Below are 14,987 nucleotides of genomic sequence, written 5' to 3' on the forward strand. Positions count from 1 at the left end.
TGGCCCTTGTAAGCCGGCCCCCGGAGCAGCGCCGGAGCGAGGGAAGTTTCGCGTAGCGAAACCCGAATGTCGGGGTGCCCTTCTTTGGCACACCTTTCTTGGGCAAGCAAGAAAGGTGTGGCGCCCGTAAGGGGCGCAATCAAAACGCTCAGTGGACTCGGTAACGGATATTGCCAAGTCAGTAAGCGATACGCACACAAACTTGCCAGTCCGGTATCAACCCGCACTTTCCCCAATCTGTGCGTAGAAACTAAAAAAACGCCCCCGCAAAGACTGCGGGGGCGGCGCGTTGGATAAGGTCGTCCTTGAAGCGGGTTACGCGCGGTCAACCTTGTGGGGCGTTGTTCCCCGTATTGCTCCAGCCACCACCCAGGGCCTTGTACAGCTCCACTTCACTGCTGAGCTGGGCCAGGCGGTCGGCGATCAGTTGCTGGCGCACGCTGAATAGCTGACGCTGGGCGTCGAGCAGGGTCAGGTAGCTGTCCACGCCGGTGCGGTAACGGCGTTCGGCCAGGTCGTAATAGGTCTCGGTGGTTTCCAGCAGGGCGCGCTGGGCGTCCAGTTGCTGGCGGTAGGTGGTGCGCGCAGCCAGGCGGTCAGCGACTTCCTGGAAGGCCACCTGGATGGCTTTCTCGTACTGCGCGACCTGGATATCGCTCTGCAACTCGGCGTAGTCGAGGTTGGCGCGCAGACGGCCGGCGTTGAAGATCGGCAGGCTGATCTGCGGCTGGAACAGCCAGGTACCCGAGCCGCTGTCGAACAGACCGGACAACTGGCTGCTGGCGGTGCCGGCATTGGCGGTCAGGCTGATGCTGGGGAAGAACGCCGCACGCGCCGCGCCAATATTGGCGTTGGCGGCCTTGAGCTGGTACTCGGCCTGCAGCAGGTCAGGGCGACGCTGCAGCAGGTCGGCGGGCAGACCGGCTGGTACCTGCTCCAGCAGTTCGGCGTTCAATGCCAGACCTTGCGGCAGGTCGGCCGGCAGGCCGCTGCCGAGCAGTTGGGTCAGGGCGTTGCGATCCTGAGCGACCAGGCGCTGGTACTGCGCCAGGCTGACGCGTGCGCTGTCCACCGAGCTGCGTGCCTGGCTCAGGGCTAGGGCATCGGCGACGCCGACATCGAAGCTGCGCTGGGTCAGCTGGTAGCTTTCTTCGAAGGTCTTCAGGGTGTCCTGGGTCAGTTGCAGCAGCGCCTGATCCGCCTGCCATTGCAGGTAGGCGTTGGCGACGCTGGCGACCAGGCTGATCTGCGTGCTGCGCGCGGCCTGTTCGGTGGCCAGGTATTGCTGCAGGGCCTGCTCGCTGAGGCTGCGGATACGGCCGAAGAAGTCCAGCTCCCAGGCATTGACGCCCAGGGTCGCGCTGTACTGGCCGCTGGTGCGGGCTTCACCGGTCTGGCTCAGGTCGGCCGGCAGGCGCTGGCGAGTGCCGGCACCATCGGCGGAGACCGAAGGCAGCAGGTCGGCGCGCTGGATGCGATACAGCGCGCGGTAGGCCTCGACGTTCAGCGCGGCGACGCGCAGGTCGCGGTTGTTTTCCAGCGCTACCTGCACCAGTTGCTGCAGCGCCGGGTCGCGGAAGAACTCGCGCCATTGCAGGTCAGCCGCTGCACGGCTGCCTTCGCTGGCGGCGCTGCCATAGGCTTCGCCTTGCGGCCAGTCTGCGGCCACCGGAGCGTCAGGGCGTTCATAGTCGGGAATCAGGCTGCAGCCGCTGAGCAGAGCGGCGGCTACGGCCAGGGACAACAGGGACTGCCTCATTGCAGTACCTCCTTCTCTTTTTCACTGGTCGGCTCGGGGCGCTTCTTCTCGAAAATCGAGCAGACCACTACGTAGAACAGCGGAATCCAGAAGATCGCCAGGATCATCGCGCTGAGCATGCCGCCGATCACCCCGGTGCCGATGGCGTGCTTGCTGCCCGCGCCGGCACCACTGGCGATGGCCAGCGGCAGACAGCCGAGGATGAACGCCAGCGAGGTCATGATGATCGGGCGCAGACGCATGCGGCAGGCTTCGATGGCGGCTTCAGCGAAGGTCATGCCCTGCTCGTATTGGGCTTTGGCGAACTCGACGATAAGGATCGCGTTACGCGCCGACAGACCGATGGTGGTGAGCAGGCCGACCTTGAAGAACACGTCGTTGGACAGCCCGCGCAGTTCGGTGAACAGCAAGGCACCGATGATCCCCAGCGGCACCACCAGCATCACCGAGAACGGGATCGACCAGCTCTCGTACAGCGCTGCCAGGCACAGGAACACAACGATGGCGGAGATCACGAACAGTGCAGTGGTCTGCGAGCCTGCCAGGCGCTCCTCGTAGGACAGACCGGTCCAGGAGTAGCCAACGCCCTGTGGCAACTGCGAGGCGATTTCCTCGACCGCGGCCATGGCATCACCGGTGCTGTAGCCGGGCGCCGGGGCGCCGAGGATTTCCACCGCCGACACGCCATTGTAGCGCGCCAGCTTCGGTGCACCGTAAGTCCATTCACCGCTGGCGAAGGCACTGAACGGCACCATTCGGCCCTGGTCGTTGCGCACGTACCACTTGTTCAGGTCTTCCGGGCTCATGCGTGCGTCGGACACGCCTTGCAGGTAGACCTTCTTCACACGACCACGGTCGATGAAGTCGTTGACGTAACTGGCGCCCCAGGCAATCGACAGGGTGCTGTTGATGTCCGCCAGCGACAGGCCGAGGGCACGGGCACGCTCGTCATCGATCAGCAACTGATACTGCGCTTCGTCACGCAGGCCGTTGGCACGTACGCTGTCGAGCACTGGATGCTCGTTGGCCAGTTTGAGGAACTTGTCACGCGCCTCGTTCATCACCTGGTGGCCGACGCCCGCCTGGTCCTGCAGGAAGAAGTTGAAGCCGGTGGCGTTACCCATCTCCATTACTGCCGGCGGGGCGAAGGCGAACACCATCGCATCACGGAAGCTGAAGAAGTGCATCTGCGCACGTTGCGCCAATGCGGCTACGCCATTCTCCTCGCCCGGACGTTCGCCCCACGGCTTGAGCATGATGAAGGCCATACCGGAGCTCTGGCCGCGGCCGGCGAAGTTGAAGCCGGTGACGGTGAACACCGATTGGACTGTGCTCGCTTGGTCTTCCAGCAGGTACTGGCGCATTTCGTCGACCACCACCTGGGTACGCTCGGCACTGGAGCCGGACGGCGTCTGCACCTGGGCGAACAATACTCCCTGATCTTCTTCAGGCAGGAACGCGGTGGGAATGCGGGTGAACATCCACGCCATGATGATGACGATCACCAAGTACAGCAGCAGGTACGGCGCCTTGCGCTTGATCATGCCCGCAACGCCGCGCTGATAGGCATTGCTGCCGCGCTCGAAGGTGCGGTTGAACCAGCCGAAGAAGCCGCGTTTGGCTTCGTGGTGGTCACTGTCGATAGGCTTGAGCAGGGTAGCGCACAGCGCCGGGGTGAAGACCAGTGCCACCAGCACCGACAGGGCCATGGCCGAGACGATGGTGATGGAGAACTGCCGGTAGATCACCCCGGTGGAACCGCCGAAGAAGGCCATTGGCAGGAACACCGCCGAGAGCACCAGGCCGATGCCCACCAGCGCGCCCTGGATCTGGCCCATGGATTTCTTGGTCGCCTCCTTGGGCGACAGGCCATCCTCGCGCATCACCCGCTCGACGTTCTCCACCACGACGATGGCGTCGTCCACCAGCAGGCCGATGGCCAGAACCATGGCGAACATGGTCAGGGTGTTGATGGAAAAACCGAACGCGGCAAGTATGCCGAATGTACCCAGCAGTACCACCGGCACCGCCATGGTCGGGATGATGGTGGCGCGCAGGTTCTGCAGGAACAGGAACATCACCAGGAACACCAGCACGATGGCCTCGAACAGGGTGTGCACCACCCCTTCGATGGAGGCCGAGATCACCGGTGTGGTGTCGTAGGGGAAGACCACTTCCATGCCGGCCGGGAAGAATGGCTCGAGATTGGAGATGGTTTCACGCACCGCCTTGGCGGTGTCCAGGGCGTTGGCCCCAGTGGCCAGACGAACCGCCAGACCGGAGGCCGGCAGACCGTTGAACTGCGCGTTGATGGCGTAGTTCTCACCACCCAGCTCGACCTTGGCGATATCACCCAGGCGCACCTGGGAGCCATCGGCCTGCACCTTGAGCAGGATCTTGCGGAATTCTTCCGGAGTCTGCAGGCGCGTCTTGCCGATGATGGTGGCGTTGAGCTGGTTGCCCGGCGAGGCTGGCAGGCCGCCGAACTGGCCGGAGGAGATCTGCACGTTCTGCGCCTGGATGGCGCTGCGCACGTCAACCGGGGTCAGCTGGAAGCTGTTGAGCTTGGCCGGGTCGAGCCAGATGCGCATGGCGTACTGCGCACCGAACACCTGGAAGTCGCCGACGCCTTTGGTCCGCGAAATCGGGTCCTGCAGGTTGGAAACGATGTAGTCGGACAGGTCCTCACGGGTCATGCTGCCGTCTTTCGACACCACACCGATGACCATCAGGAAGTTGCGCACCGACTTGGTGACGCGGATGCCCTGTTGCTGGACTTCCTGTGGCAACAGTGGGGTGGCCAGCTGCAGCTTGTTCTGCACCTGAACCTGGGCAATATCCGGGTTCACCCCCTGTTCGAAGGTAACGATGATCTCCATGCTGCCGTCGGAGTTACTCGACGAGCTGACATAGCGCAGGCCGTCGATACCGTTGAGCTGCTGCTCGATCACCTGCACTACGGTGTCCTGCACCGTCTGCGCCGAGGCGCCCGGGTAGGAAACCTGAATGGCAACGGCGGGCGGCGCGATGCTCGGATACTGGTTGATCGGCAGCTTGAGGATGGACAGGCCACCCGCCAGCATGATCACCAGGGCGATCACCCAGGCGAAGATCGGCCGGTCGATAAAGAATCTGGACATTCAGTACTTCTCCGTTAGTCCTGGCCGCTGGCTTGTTCGGCGTCTTGGGCAGGCTGTTCGGTCTTGACGTTGCCGGCCGGCACGGCCTTGACCTCGGCGCCGGGCTGCACGAACTGCAGGCCTTCGGTGATCAGACGGTCGCCTTCGTTCAGGCCTTCCTCGACCAGCCAGGCGCTGCCAGCGGTGCGGTCGGCCTTGAGCACGCGCAGCTCGACCTTGTTGTCAGCACCCACCACCATCGCCGTCGGCTCGCCGCGCTGGTTGCGGGTCACGCCCTGCTGCGGGGCGAGAATGGCGTTCTGCCTGACCCCGGAGAGCAGCTCGGCATGCACGAACATGCCCGGCAGCAGCAGATGGTCCGGGTTGGGGAACACGGCGCGCAGGGTCACCGAACCGGTGCTTTCGTCCACTGCCACCTCGGAGAATTCCAGGGTGCCTTCATGGGCGTAACGGCTGCCGTCTTCCAGTTTCAGCGCGACCTTGGCGGCGCTGTCGCTGGCCTTCTGCAAGCGGCCTTCGGCCATGTCACGGCGTAGACGCAGCAACTCCTTGCTCGACTGGGTGACGTCGACGTAGATCGGGTCGAGTTGCTGGATGGTGGCCATGGCGTTGGCTTGACCGTTGCTGACCAGTGCACCTTCGGTCACTGCGGAGCGGCCGATGCGACCGCTGATCGGCGCCATCACCTTGGTGTAGCGCAGGTCGATGCGCGCCTGTTCCAGTGCGGCATCGGCCTGTAGACCGGCAGCACGTGCCTCGTCATAGGCCTGCTGGCTGACGGCCTTGTCGGCGACCAGCAGCTTGTAGCGATCAGCCAGGGACTTGGTGGAAAGCTGAGTGGCCTGCGCGCTCTTGAACGCGGCTTCGTAGGTGGCCGGGTCGATCTGGTAAAGCTGCTGGCCTGCCTTGACCTCACTGCCTTCGGTGAACAGGCGCTTCTGAATGATGCCGTTGACCTGAGGGCGTACCTCGGCGATGCGATAGGCGCTGGTACGACCTGGCACTTCACTGGTCAGCGTGAAGGGTTTGGCCTCGAGCGTAATCACTCCGACTTGCGGCGTTTGCTGGGTCTGGGGGGCGCTGGATTCCTGGCAGCCGGTGAGACTGAGCATTGCCACGGCGATGGCGGAAACCAAGACAGCGAAGGCTGGCTTCGAGTGCATCTGAGAACCTCGTTTTATCGAATCATGGCCCAAGGGGCGAAGGGTACGAAGGCAGGGGAAAAAATCGATGGAGGAATATACTTACGTACGTGAATGTTTGTAAATGCCTAAAGCTGCCTGCATACTCTCGCCCGTCCTTCCTTACCGAAGGATTACTGCAAGGCAAAAGTAGGTGACAAATGGCCAGAAGAACCAAAGAGGAAGCGCAGGCGACACGGGTGCAGATACTCGATGCCGCTGAGCGGGTGTTCCATGCCCAGGGCGTTTCCCGTGCGTCGCTGGCCGAAGTAGCGAAAGAGGCCGGAGTCAGTCGCGGCGCCATCTATTGGCATTTCGAGAACAAGATCGACCTGTTTCAGGCGATGCTCGAACGCCTGCGCCTGCCGCTCGAGGAGCTGGCGCGTGCCAGCGAGAGCGAGGACGAGCCCGACCCGCTGGGCTGCATGCGTGAATTGCTGATCACGGCGCTGACACGGCTGGCCTGTGAGCCACAGACTCACCGCACCCACGACATCCTGCGCTACAAATGCGAATACACCGGTGAGCTGCTCGGTCTGCGCGAGCGCATGCAGGCGCTGAGCCTGGAGTGCGATCAGCGCATCGCCAAGGCGCTGAGCAATGCGGTCAACAAGAACCAACTGCCGAGCGACCTGGACTGCGCACGCGCTGCCGTATGTCTGCATGCCTATATGGAAGGTATCGAGTCCAACTGGTTGCTGGTACCCAACTTCGACCTGGCGCAGCAGGCGCCTGCGCTGGTCGATACCGTGCTGGACATGCTGCACAGCCCGGCGTTACGCCTGATGACGGGCGGCCTGGCGAGGTAGGGTGCGCCGTGCGCACCGAGGGCTAGCCCTTTTTTCGGTGCGCACAGCACACCCTACGTCATTGCAATCAGGGCTGAGGTTCAGCTCGCCTGACGCTGCACGGGCCAGTCGGGAAGGTTATGCGGCGCGCGCAGCCGCGCTTCGAGCTTGGCAACGAACTGGTGCGCCTCTTCTTCGCTGCGAAAACTCACGCAATGCTGATCCAGGCGCACCTGCCACAGGCATTCGCCATCCTGATTCTGCGGTTGGACGACAATCTTCATGCTGACCACCTCCTTGAGCTGTGACGAGTCGTCGGCGCTACTTGGGGATAGTCAGGATAGTCCGCTCACATGACCTTATTCTGACGTGGGTCAAAGGGCCGACCAGCGTTAAGAACGCTTTGTGATAAGCAGCGTGATGGCAGACGCGGGATGCAAGAGGTGGTGGGCTGAAGCCCACCCTACGCCCACCTTAAGGACGTGCCGTGGTTTGTCGGGTGGGCCGGGCGGCGATCCGCTTCAGCCCACTACACCATCGCGCCTCAGAACCCTTCGAGTACGATCTTGCCCTTGGCCTTGCCACTTTCCAGCAGCGCATGAGCGCGACGCAGGTTGGCGGCATTGATGGTGCTGAAATGCTCACCGAGGGTGGTCTTGAGCACGCCGCTGTCGACCAGATCGGATACCCGGTCCAGCAAGCGATGCTGTTCGATCATGTCTTCGGTCTGGTACAGCGAACGGGTGAACATCAACTCCCAATGCAGCGACAGGCTCTTGCGCTTGAGTTGCATCACGTCCAGCGGTTGCAGCGGGTCGTCGATCAGTGCCAGGCGTCCCTGCGGCTCAAGGGATTCGACCAGCTGCGTGTAGTGCTGGTCGGTCTGGGTCAGACTGGCGACGTGGGTGACCTGGCCGATACCAATGCGCGCCAGCTCCTCGCTCAGCGGTTTGCTGTGATCGATCACATGGTGCGCGCCCAGCTCACGCACCCAGGCCTGAGTTTCCGGACGCGATGCGGTGCCGATCACGGTCAGGCCAGTCAGGCGGCGCGCCAGCTGGGTGAGGATCGAACCGACGCCGCCAGCGGCACCAACGATCAGCAGGCTCTGGCCCTGGTCTACCGAGCCCTCGGCGACTTGCAGGCGCTCGAACAGCAGTTCCCAGGCAGTGATGGCAGTCAGTGGCAGGGCTGCAGCTTCGGCGAAAGACAGGCTGCTCGGCATATGGCCAACGATGCGCTCATCGACCAGGTGCAGTTCGCTGTTGGCACCGGCACGGTCGATGGCGCCGGCATAGAACACTCGGTCACCGGGCTGGAACAGGCTGACCTCGCTGCCCACGGCTTTGACGACGCCGGTTGCATCCCAGCCGAGCACCTTGGCAGCACCATTTTCGGGGGCGACGCCTTGGCGGATCTTGGTGTCGACCGGGTTGACCGAGATGGCCCGTACCTCGACCTGCAGGTCGTGCGGTCCCGGTGTTGGGGCGTCCAGTTGTACGTCCTGCAGGGCTTCAGGGTGGTCGGCAGGGAGGGACTGGTAGTAGGCGACGGCTTTCATGGCGTAGCTCCGATTCATGGGGGGCAGATGATGGTGCCCATGTTCATCGGTTCTTCTGGTTGAAAAAAGTGGCTGGAGATAGAGTCTCTTTCATCATTATTTTGAAAGTGAACAGCCATGCTGCGCTTCGACGATCTGCAACTCTTCGTGCGTACTGCCGAAACCGGCAGCCTTTCCGCTGCGGCTCGGCTGCTGGATGTGTCGCCAGCCGTGGCCAGCGCCGCCCTCAAACGTCTGGAGCAGCAATTGCAGGTGCGCCTGCTCGCGCGCTCGACGCGCAGCCTGCGTCTGACGCCCGAGGGCGAGTTGTATCTGGTGCATGCCCGGCTGGCGCTGCAGAGCCTGGAGGAAGGGCGCCAGCAACTGGTCGGCAGCCAGGAGGGGATTTGCGGTGTGCTGCAGTTGTCGGCGCCGTCGGATCTGGGGCGCAATACATTGTTGCCCTGGCTCGACGAGTTCCAGAGCGAGCATCCGCAGTTGCAGCTGCGTCTGCTGCTGGCAGACCGGGTGACCGATCTGTTTCGTGAGCCTGTAGACATCGCCCTGCGCTACGGCGCACCGGAGGACTCCAGTCTGGTGGCGCTGCCGGTGGCACCGGACAATCGCCGAGTACTCTGTGCCTCGCCGTCCTATCTCGCCCGGCATGGTTCACCGCAGAGCGTGGAGGACCTGCAGCAGCACAACTGCCTGCTTTATATGCTGCATGGCCGTGCGCATGATCGTTGGCGCTTTCAGGATGGCAAACGTGAGGTAATGGTGAACGTTGCGGGTGACCGGATTTGCGACGATGCCGATGTCACTCGGCGCTGGGCCGTGGCCGGGCAGGGCGTGGTGTACAAGTCCTGGCTGGATGTCGCCGAAGATGTGCACGAAGGGCGACTGCAGGTGTTGTTGCCGAACTGGTTGGGCGAGCCGACGCCTTTGTACCTGGTCTGTGCGCACCGTGCCCAGCTGAGCAAGGCGGTGCACCTGCTGCGCGAATTCGTGCAACTGCGCTGCCAGCGTTTGCTGGACGCTGCGCCGTGGCGTTAGCACTTACCGCGATAAAGACAGGAGCCTCTGCTAGACTCCTGCACCAAACGCCTGCGGCAACGCACCGCAGTGTCGCGCTGCCATCCTCTGTTTAGAGTCGCGCCCCATGAAACTGGCCCGCAAAGACCGCTCACTGACCGCATGGGTGCTGTACTTCAGCATTCTGTTCAGTGCGTTCGTCTGCGCGATCAGTCACGGTCAGATGGCCGGTATGCAACTCAGCGGTCTGGACGGCCAGTACTGCTCGTTCGATGGCAACTTCGGCGCGGGCGCCGACCTCGACGGCTCCGGCATCGTCGCACCGAACCCGGCCACTGGCGCCAACTGCGCCTTGGCCAGCCTGTTCAGCGCCATCATCCTGGCAGCGTTCTTCGGGCTGCTGGGTTTGCTGGCTCCCAGTCGTGCCCCCACCCCTGTCTTGCAGTTCGTCCCGCGAACTGTCCGCTATTTATGGCCCTCGGCCAACCCCCGCGCTTCCCCCGTATCTGTCTGACCTCACTCACGCGGCACTGAGGCCGCGCACGTAATTGTTCGTCAGATAAAAACTGCGCTCGTCGGTGCGTCCATGGCTGATCTATAGCACGCACCCGACAGCCGGATTTGGGGAAGTCCATGCGTTCACTATTTGTATTCAGCCTGCTGGCCGTCGCCGTCAGTGGGGCAAGCTCCGCCTTTGCTGCACAAATCGAACTGGAAGACAGCACCGTTGTTGGCCGCCAGCAGGGCGACGCCACTGCGCCGAGCATCGCCGAGAAGCGTGCAGAGTTCGCGCGCATTCCGGGCGGGGCCAGCATCGTCGATGCCGAAACCTACAAGACCGGGCGCGCCAGCTCTCCACAGGATGCCCTGGGTCAGGCCACCGGGGTGTATATCCAGTCGCGCTCCGGCGCCGAGGAATCACGTCTGTCGATCCGCGGTTCGGGCCTGCAGCGTACCTTCCACCAGCGCGGCATCCTGCTGATGCAGGACGGCGCGCCACTGAACCTGGCGGATGGCAGTGGTGACTTTCAATCCATCGAACCGATTGCTCTGGACCATATTGAGGTCATGCGCGGCGCCAACGCCTGGCGCTATGGCGCTGCCAACCTGGGCGGGGCGATCAACTTCGTCACGCCCACCGGCAAGACCGCGCCCAAGGTGCAGCTGCGCACCGAGGCCGGTAGCTTCGACTACCAGCGCATCTTCGGCGCGGTAGCTGAAGACTATGGTGATTGGGATGCCTACCTGAGTTTTTCCGATTATTCCCAGGACGGTTTCCGCGACCACTCGCGCCAAGAAAACCAGCGCTATTTCGCCAATATCGGCGGACGCATAAACGAACGCTTGGCGACCCGCTTCTATATCAGCCACGTGGAAACCGATTCGGAAATCCCCGGCAGCCTGACCAAAGCGCAGCTACGGCGTAACCCTGAGCAGGCTGCGCTGAGCACAGTGACCGGCGATAACAAGCGCGACTTCACCCTCAACCGCATCGGAAATATCACCACCCTGCAACTGGACGGTGGCCATAGCCTGGAACTGTCGAGCTTCTACAGCGAGAAATCACTGTGGCACCCGATCTTTCAGGTGCTGGAAGTCGATAGTGAAGATGTCGGCGTGCGCCTGACCCACAAATGGCAGAACGCGGATGGCTGGCGCTGGAACGGTGGTGTCGAGGCACTGCAGGGACGCAACCAGGCGAAGAACTACATCAACGTCTCGGGCAAGCGCGGCAATCTGGTAGACCGCCAGGTTCAGACCGCGCGCAGTCTCAACGCTTTCACCGAGCTGGAAGTCCCGCTGGCCGAGGACTGGGCACTGATTGGTGGCCTGACCTGGCTGCACAGCGAGCGCGATGTCGATGACAAGCTAAAAAGCAGCTTCAACTTCGTCGGCATCCCCACCGGCTTTCGCGATGACTCCTTCACCAAAAGCTACAGCGCGCGGATCGGCCGGATAGGCCTACGCCATGACCTAGGCGAAGGTGTGCAGTTTTTCACCAATCTCAGCCAGAGCTACGAGCCGCCAACCTTCAGCGAGCTGACAGGCGGCGCGATCGTCACCGAGAACGAGGCTCAGAAAGCCACCACGCTTGAAGCCGGTATGCGCATCACGCGCGGTAATCTGGATCTGGACCTGGCGGTCTACCGCAGCGAGATCCGCGATGAGCTGCTGGGTTATGTCAATCCGCTCAACCCGACTCAGGTGGTCACCACCAACGCCGATCGCACCGTGCACCAGGGCATCGAACTTGGCGGTGCCTGGCAGGTGGGCAATCTGGTCCTGCGTGGGCAGTACCTACTCAACGATTTCCGCTTCGACAACGATCCCGCCTACGGGAACAACCGTATTGCCGGCGTACCGAGTCAGTTCCTCAAGGGGGAGGTGCTCTGGCAGCAGGGCGGCTGGTATGTCGGCCCGACCCTGGAATGGGTGCCGGTGCACTACGCAGCCGACCATGCCGAGTCGTTGTATGCCGAGTCCTATGCCATTTGGGGCATGAAGGGCGGTTACCGCCCGCGTGAGGGGCTGGGCTTCTTCGTCGAAGGGCGCAACCTCTCGGATAAGACCTACATCGCGACCACCGGCGTCGTCGCCAATGCCAATGGCCAGGATGCTGCGCTGTTCATGCCGGGCGATGGCCGGAGCCTATATGTCGGCCTGGAGTGGAAGCTTTGACGGCGGCCCTGCAAGCACAACAGCTGCCGCGCCTGACCTGGCGCCAGCGCCTGCTGCGGTTGATGCCGTGGCACAAGCGCCTGGCGCTGCTGGCCTGCCTGGGCATCTTCAGCTGGGCGGGCAGCGGCATGCTGCACCCGCTGATGGGCTACCTGCAGCCGCGTCCGCAAACCATGGCCATACCGCAGCAGGTGTTGCCGCTGGATAACCTGCGCAGTCCCGCGCAGGTGCTCGGCGCGGCGGGAGTTGCCCAGGTGCAGGGCTTGCGTCTGTTGGTGCTGGCCGGTGAGCCGTATTACCAGGTGCGTCTGGCTGGCGAACTACAGCCGCGTTACTGGCATGCACGCAGTGGTCAGGAAGTCGAGCTGGCCGGCGCTCATGCCGAAAGCCTGGCGCGGCACTACCTGGGCCGCGACGAGCCGCTGGCCTATGCCGGCAGCATCGAGCGCTTTACCAGTGAATACGCCTTTATCAACCGCCTGCTGCCGGTGGCGCGGGTCGACACCCAGCGTGATGACCAGTTACGCCTGTATGTCGACCTGTTCCATGACCGCCTCGGCACCCTGGTGGATCAGCGCAAGGCTTGGTTCAGCGCGTTCTTCCAGACGATGCACAGCTTTCGCTGGCTGGATGCGGCGGGCCCGTTGCGGCCGGTGCTGATGCTGGTACTGCTGGCCTCGATTGTCTCGGCGACGCTGTTTGGTGTGGCGCTGTTTATCGCCCGTCGGCGTGCCCGTACCTTCAACCGGCGGCTGCATGGCTGGTGGGGGCTGGGGCTCGCTTTAGCGACGTTGAGCTTTGCCAGCAGCGGTGCCTGGCACCTGTTGCACAAGCAAGGTGCGCAGCCCTGGCCAGCGCCCTTTGTGCCGAGCTTTAACGTGGCCGAGTTGGATACGGCACCGGCGGCCGACTGGCTGCTGGCCGGTGAAGAGCTGTACATGCTCAGCCTGCTTGAACTCGACGGCAAGCCGATCTGGCGCGCCCAGGGGCAGCAGTTCGCCAGCATGCCCAGTCTGCATTACCTGGATGTTCAGGGCCGTGAACTGAGCAATGACACGCCACGTCGTTATGCCCAGCAGCGTCTCGATCATTACGCCAAGTCTCTGGGGTTGGGTGAGGCGCAGACGCTCACGCTGCAGCACAGCTTTGACCACGAATACGGCTTCGTCTTCAAGCGCCTGCCGGTGTTCAAGGCCAGCTATGCCGATGCGCACAACACCGCACTGTTTATCGACCCGCTGGACGGTGCCCTGGCCAGCCGCGTGCAGGATGCTGACCGCACGGAAGGCTGGACCTTTGCCTACCTGCACAAGTGGGAATTTCTCGCAGGCCTGGGCAATGGCTACAAGCACCTGCTGCTGGGCATCGTCGCATTAGCGCATGTGCTGTTGGCGCTGGTGGGCCTGAGCCTGCTACGTCGAGGACAGCACCGATGAAATCTCTCTACTACGGCCTGTGTGGCTGTGCCTGGAGCCGACTATGAATAAAGTTTCGTTCTACAACCTGGCTTGGCGCTGGCACTTCTATGCCGGGCTGTTCGTCATCCCGTTCATGATCCTGCTGTCGATCACCGGGATTATCTACCTGTTCAAGCCGCAGCTCGACGCCTGGATGTACGCCGACCTGATGCAGGTACCGGTCGCCGAGCAGCGCCTGAGTGCCGATCAACAACTGGCCATCGTTCGCGAAGCTTACCCGCAGGCAGCGGTCAGCAAGTACCTGCCGCCCGCTGCGCAGGATCGCAGCGCGCAGTTCGTGATCAATCAGGACGGCCAGGAGCTGAACCTGTTCGTCGATCCTTACAGCGGCAGCCTGCTCGGTACCCAGGATGCGCTGTGGAATCTGCAGGCGGTAGTGCGCAAGTTGCACGGTGATCTGCTGATCGGCACCGTTGGTGACCGGCTGATCGAACTGGCCGCGGGCTGGGGCATCGTCTTGGTGGTATCCGGCCTGTATCTGTGGTGGCCGCGCGGCAGCGGCGGGGCGGGTGTGCTGTGGCCACGCCTGAGCGCGCGTGGCCGCCTGTGGTGGCGCGACCTGCATGCGGTGACCGGCTTCTGGGGCAGCGCACTGCTGCTGTTCATGCTGCTCACCGGCATGACCTGGACGGGATACTGGGGTGCGCAGTTCGCCGGTGCTTGGAATCACTTTCCCGCCGCCATGTGGGATGACGTGTCCAAATCCGGGCAATTGACCGGCAGCCTCAATAGCAGCAGTCAGCAGACCGTGGCCTGGGCGGTGGAAGTCACGCCGTTGCCGGCTTCCGACCCGCATGCCGCGCATCAAGGCCATGCCGGGCATCAACCTGCAGCTAACTCCGCCAGCCTGCTGCAGCATGTGGTCGACAGCGCCGCCGAGCGCGGTGTCCAGCCCGGCTACAGCATCAGCCTGCCGAAAGGCGAGCAGGGCGTTTACACCGTCGCTCTGTTCGCTGACGACCCGCGTAACGACGCCACGCTGCACTTCGACCAATACAGCGGCGCGGTGCTCGCCGACGTGCGCTGGAAGGACTACGGCCCGGTGGCGAAAACCGTGGAAACCGGAGTGATGCTGCACGAAGGCAAGCTGTTCGGCCTGGCCAACCAGTTGCTGATGGCGGCGGTGTGCCTGCTGATCATCTTCAGCTCCGTCAGTGGCCTGGTGCTGTGGTGGAAACGCCGCCCGGCCGGGCGCTTCGGAGTACCCCCGCTGCGTCACGACCTGCCGCGCTGGAAGACCGCCATCGGCGTGATGATCGTGCTCGGCGTGATCTTCCCGCTGGTCGGCGCTTCGCTACTGCTGGTCTGGGGGCTGGACGCGCTGGTTGGCCTGTTGCGGCGGCAATTCGCGCCCAGTACCCCGTCTGCCTGACCTATGGATGCCTGGCGG

The 14,987-nt window shown here is 63.1% G+C and carries 11 protein-coding genes; 6 read left to right on the forward strand and 5 right to left on the reverse strand.

Annotation, left to right across the window (positions count from 1 at the left end):
- Positions 1–325: 325 nt before the first annotated feature.
- From adeC to RTH74_RS23725, 3 genes are read right to left on the reverse strand one after another with little or no spacing between them, the layout of a single operon-like run.
- Entirely contained in the window at positions 326–1,759 is a 1,434-nt protein-coding gene (gene adeC / locus RTH74_RS23715; RefSeq protein ID WP_179572256.1) for an AdeC/AdeK/OprM family multidrug efflux complex outer membrane factor, read from the reverse strand.
- Positions 1,756–4,899, reverse strand: a complete 3,144-nt coding sequence (locus tag RTH74_RS23720; protein ID WP_316916279.1) for an efflux RND transporter permease subunit — start codon at positions 4,897–4,899, stop codon at positions 1,756–1,758. Before RTH74_RS23720 ends, adeC begins: the two co-directional genes overlap by 4 nt.
- Before the next feature lie 14 nt (positions 4,900–4,913).
- Positions 4,914–6,062 carry an efflux RND transporter periplasmic adaptor subunit gene (locus RTH74_RS23725; RefSeq protein ID WP_179544015.1) on the reverse strand — a complete coding sequence of 383 codons (1,149 nt, stop codon included), beginning with the start codon at positions 6,060–6,062 and terminating at the stop codon, positions 4,914–4,916.
- Between the two features lie 179 nt (positions 6,063–6,241).
- Here RTH74_RS23725 and RTH74_RS23730 point away from each other — a divergent pair, with 179 nt between their 5' ends.
- Positions 6,242–6,889, forward strand: coding sequence for a TetR family transcriptional regulator (locus RTH74_RS23730; RefSeq protein ID WP_316916280.1), 648 nt, complete (start codon positions 6,242–6,244; stop codon positions 6,887–6,889).
- Between the two features lie 80 nt (positions 6,890–6,969).
- Here RTH74_RS23730 and RTH74_RS23735 read toward each other — a convergent pair whose 3' ends face one another.
- Together RTH74_RS23735 and RTH74_RS23740 are read right to left on the reverse strand one after the other, a co-directional pair.
- Positions 6,970–7,152, reverse strand: coding sequence for a hypothetical protein (locus RTH74_RS23735; protein WP_316916281.1), 183 nt, complete (start codon positions 7,150–7,152; stop codon positions 6,970–6,972).
- A 260-nt stretch (positions 7,153–7,412) separates the two neighbouring features.
- Complete coding sequence (locus RTH74_RS23740) at positions 7,413–8,429, reverse strand: zinc-binding alcohol dehydrogenase family protein (RefSeq protein ID WP_316916282.1); 1,017 nt, start codon at positions 8,427–8,429, stop codon at positions 7,413–7,415.
- Between the two features lie 117 nt (positions 8,430–8,546).
- Here RTH74_RS23740 and RTH74_RS23745 point away from each other — a divergent pair, with 117 nt between their 5' ends.
- From RTH74_RS23745 to RTH74_RS23765, 5 genes are all read left to right on the forward strand, one after another.
- Positions 8,547–9,461 carry a LysR family transcriptional regulator gene (locus tag RTH74_RS23745; RefSeq protein ID WP_316916283.1) on the forward strand — a complete coding sequence of 305 codons (915 nt, stop codon included), beginning with the start codon at positions 8,547–8,549 and terminating at the stop codon, positions 9,459–9,461.
- Between the two features lie 106 nt (positions 9,462–9,567).
- Positions 9,568–9,954, forward strand: coding sequence for a DUF2946 domain-containing protein (locus tag RTH74_RS23750; protein WP_316916284.1), 387 nt, complete (start codon positions 9,568–9,570; stop codon positions 9,952–9,954).
- A gap of 119 nt (positions 9,955–10,073) precedes the next feature.
- Positions 10,074–12,119: a TonB-dependent receptor gene (locus tag RTH74_RS23755; protein WP_316916285.1), complete on the forward strand. Its 2,046-nt coding sequence runs from the start codon at positions 10,074–10,076 to the stop codon at positions 12,117–12,119.
- On the forward strand, positions 12,107–13,555 hold the full coding sequence (locus RTH74_RS23760) for a hypothetical protein (RefSeq protein ID WP_420713179.1): 1,449 nt from the start codon (positions 12,107–12,109) through the stop codon (positions 13,553–13,555). Before RTH74_RS23755 ends, RTH74_RS23760 begins: the two co-directional genes overlap by 13 nt.
- 43 nt (positions 13,556–13,598) lie before the next feature.
- The gene (locus RTH74_RS23765; protein WP_316916287.1) at positions 13,599–14,969 is read left to right on the forward strand and encodes a PepSY domain-containing protein; all 1,371 of its coding nucleotides are present in this window, start codon (positions 13,599–13,601) and stop codon (positions 14,967–14,969) included.
- The last annotated feature ends 18 nt before the right edge of the window (positions 14,970–14,987 follow it).

Source organism: Pseudomonas sp. zfem001 (genome assembly GCF_032621725.1).
Taxonomy (GTDB): Bacteria; Pseudomonadota; Gammaproteobacteria; order Pseudomonadales; family Pseudomonadaceae; genus Aquipseudomonas; species Aquipseudomonas sediminis.

What these genes read in the sequence shown, in the direction of transcription:
- RTH74_RS23720 (WP_316916279.1), bottom strand. Translation starts at nt 4,899, where the DNA reads ATGTCCAGATTCTTTATCGACCGGCCGATCTTCGCCTGGGTGATCGCC.
- adeC (WP_179572256.1), bottom strand. Translation starts at nt 1,759, where the DNA reads ATGAGGCAGTCCCTGTTGTCCCTGGCCGTAGCCGCCGCTCTGCTCAGC.
- RTH74_RS23740 (WP_316916282.1), bottom strand. Translation starts at nt 8,429, where the DNA reads ATGAAAGCCGTCGCCTACTACCAGTCCCTCCCTGCCGACCACCCTGAA.
- RTH74_RS23725 (WP_179544015.1), bottom strand. Translation starts at nt 6,062, where the DNA reads ATGCACTCGAAGCCAGCCTTCGCTGTCTTGGTTTCCGCCATCGCCGTG.
- RTH74_RS23750 (WP_316916284.1), top strand. Translation starts at nt 9,568, where the DNA reads ATGAAACTGGCCCGCAAAGACCGCTCACTGACCGCATGGGTGCTGTAC.
- RTH74_RS23755 (WP_316916285.1), top strand. Translation starts at nt 10,074, where the DNA reads ATGCGTTCACTATTTGTATTCAGCCTGCTGGCCGTCGCCGTCAGTGGG.
- RTH74_RS23765 (WP_316916287.1), top strand. Translation starts at nt 13,599, where the DNA reads ATGAATAAAGTTTCGTTCTACAACCTGGCTTGGCGCTGGCACTTCTAT.
- RTH74_RS23745 (WP_316916283.1), top strand. Translation starts at nt 8,547, where the DNA reads ATGCTGCGCTTCGACGATCTGCAACTCTTCGTGCGTACTGCCGAAACC.
- RTH74_RS23735 (WP_316916281.1), bottom strand. Translation starts at nt 7,152, where the DNA reads ATGAAGATTGTCGTCCAACCGCAGAATCAGGATGGCGAATGCCTGTGG.
- RTH74_RS23730 (WP_316916280.1), top strand. Translation starts at nt 6,242, where the DNA reads ATGGCCAGAAGAACCAAAGAGGAAGCGCAGGCGACACGGGTGCAGATA.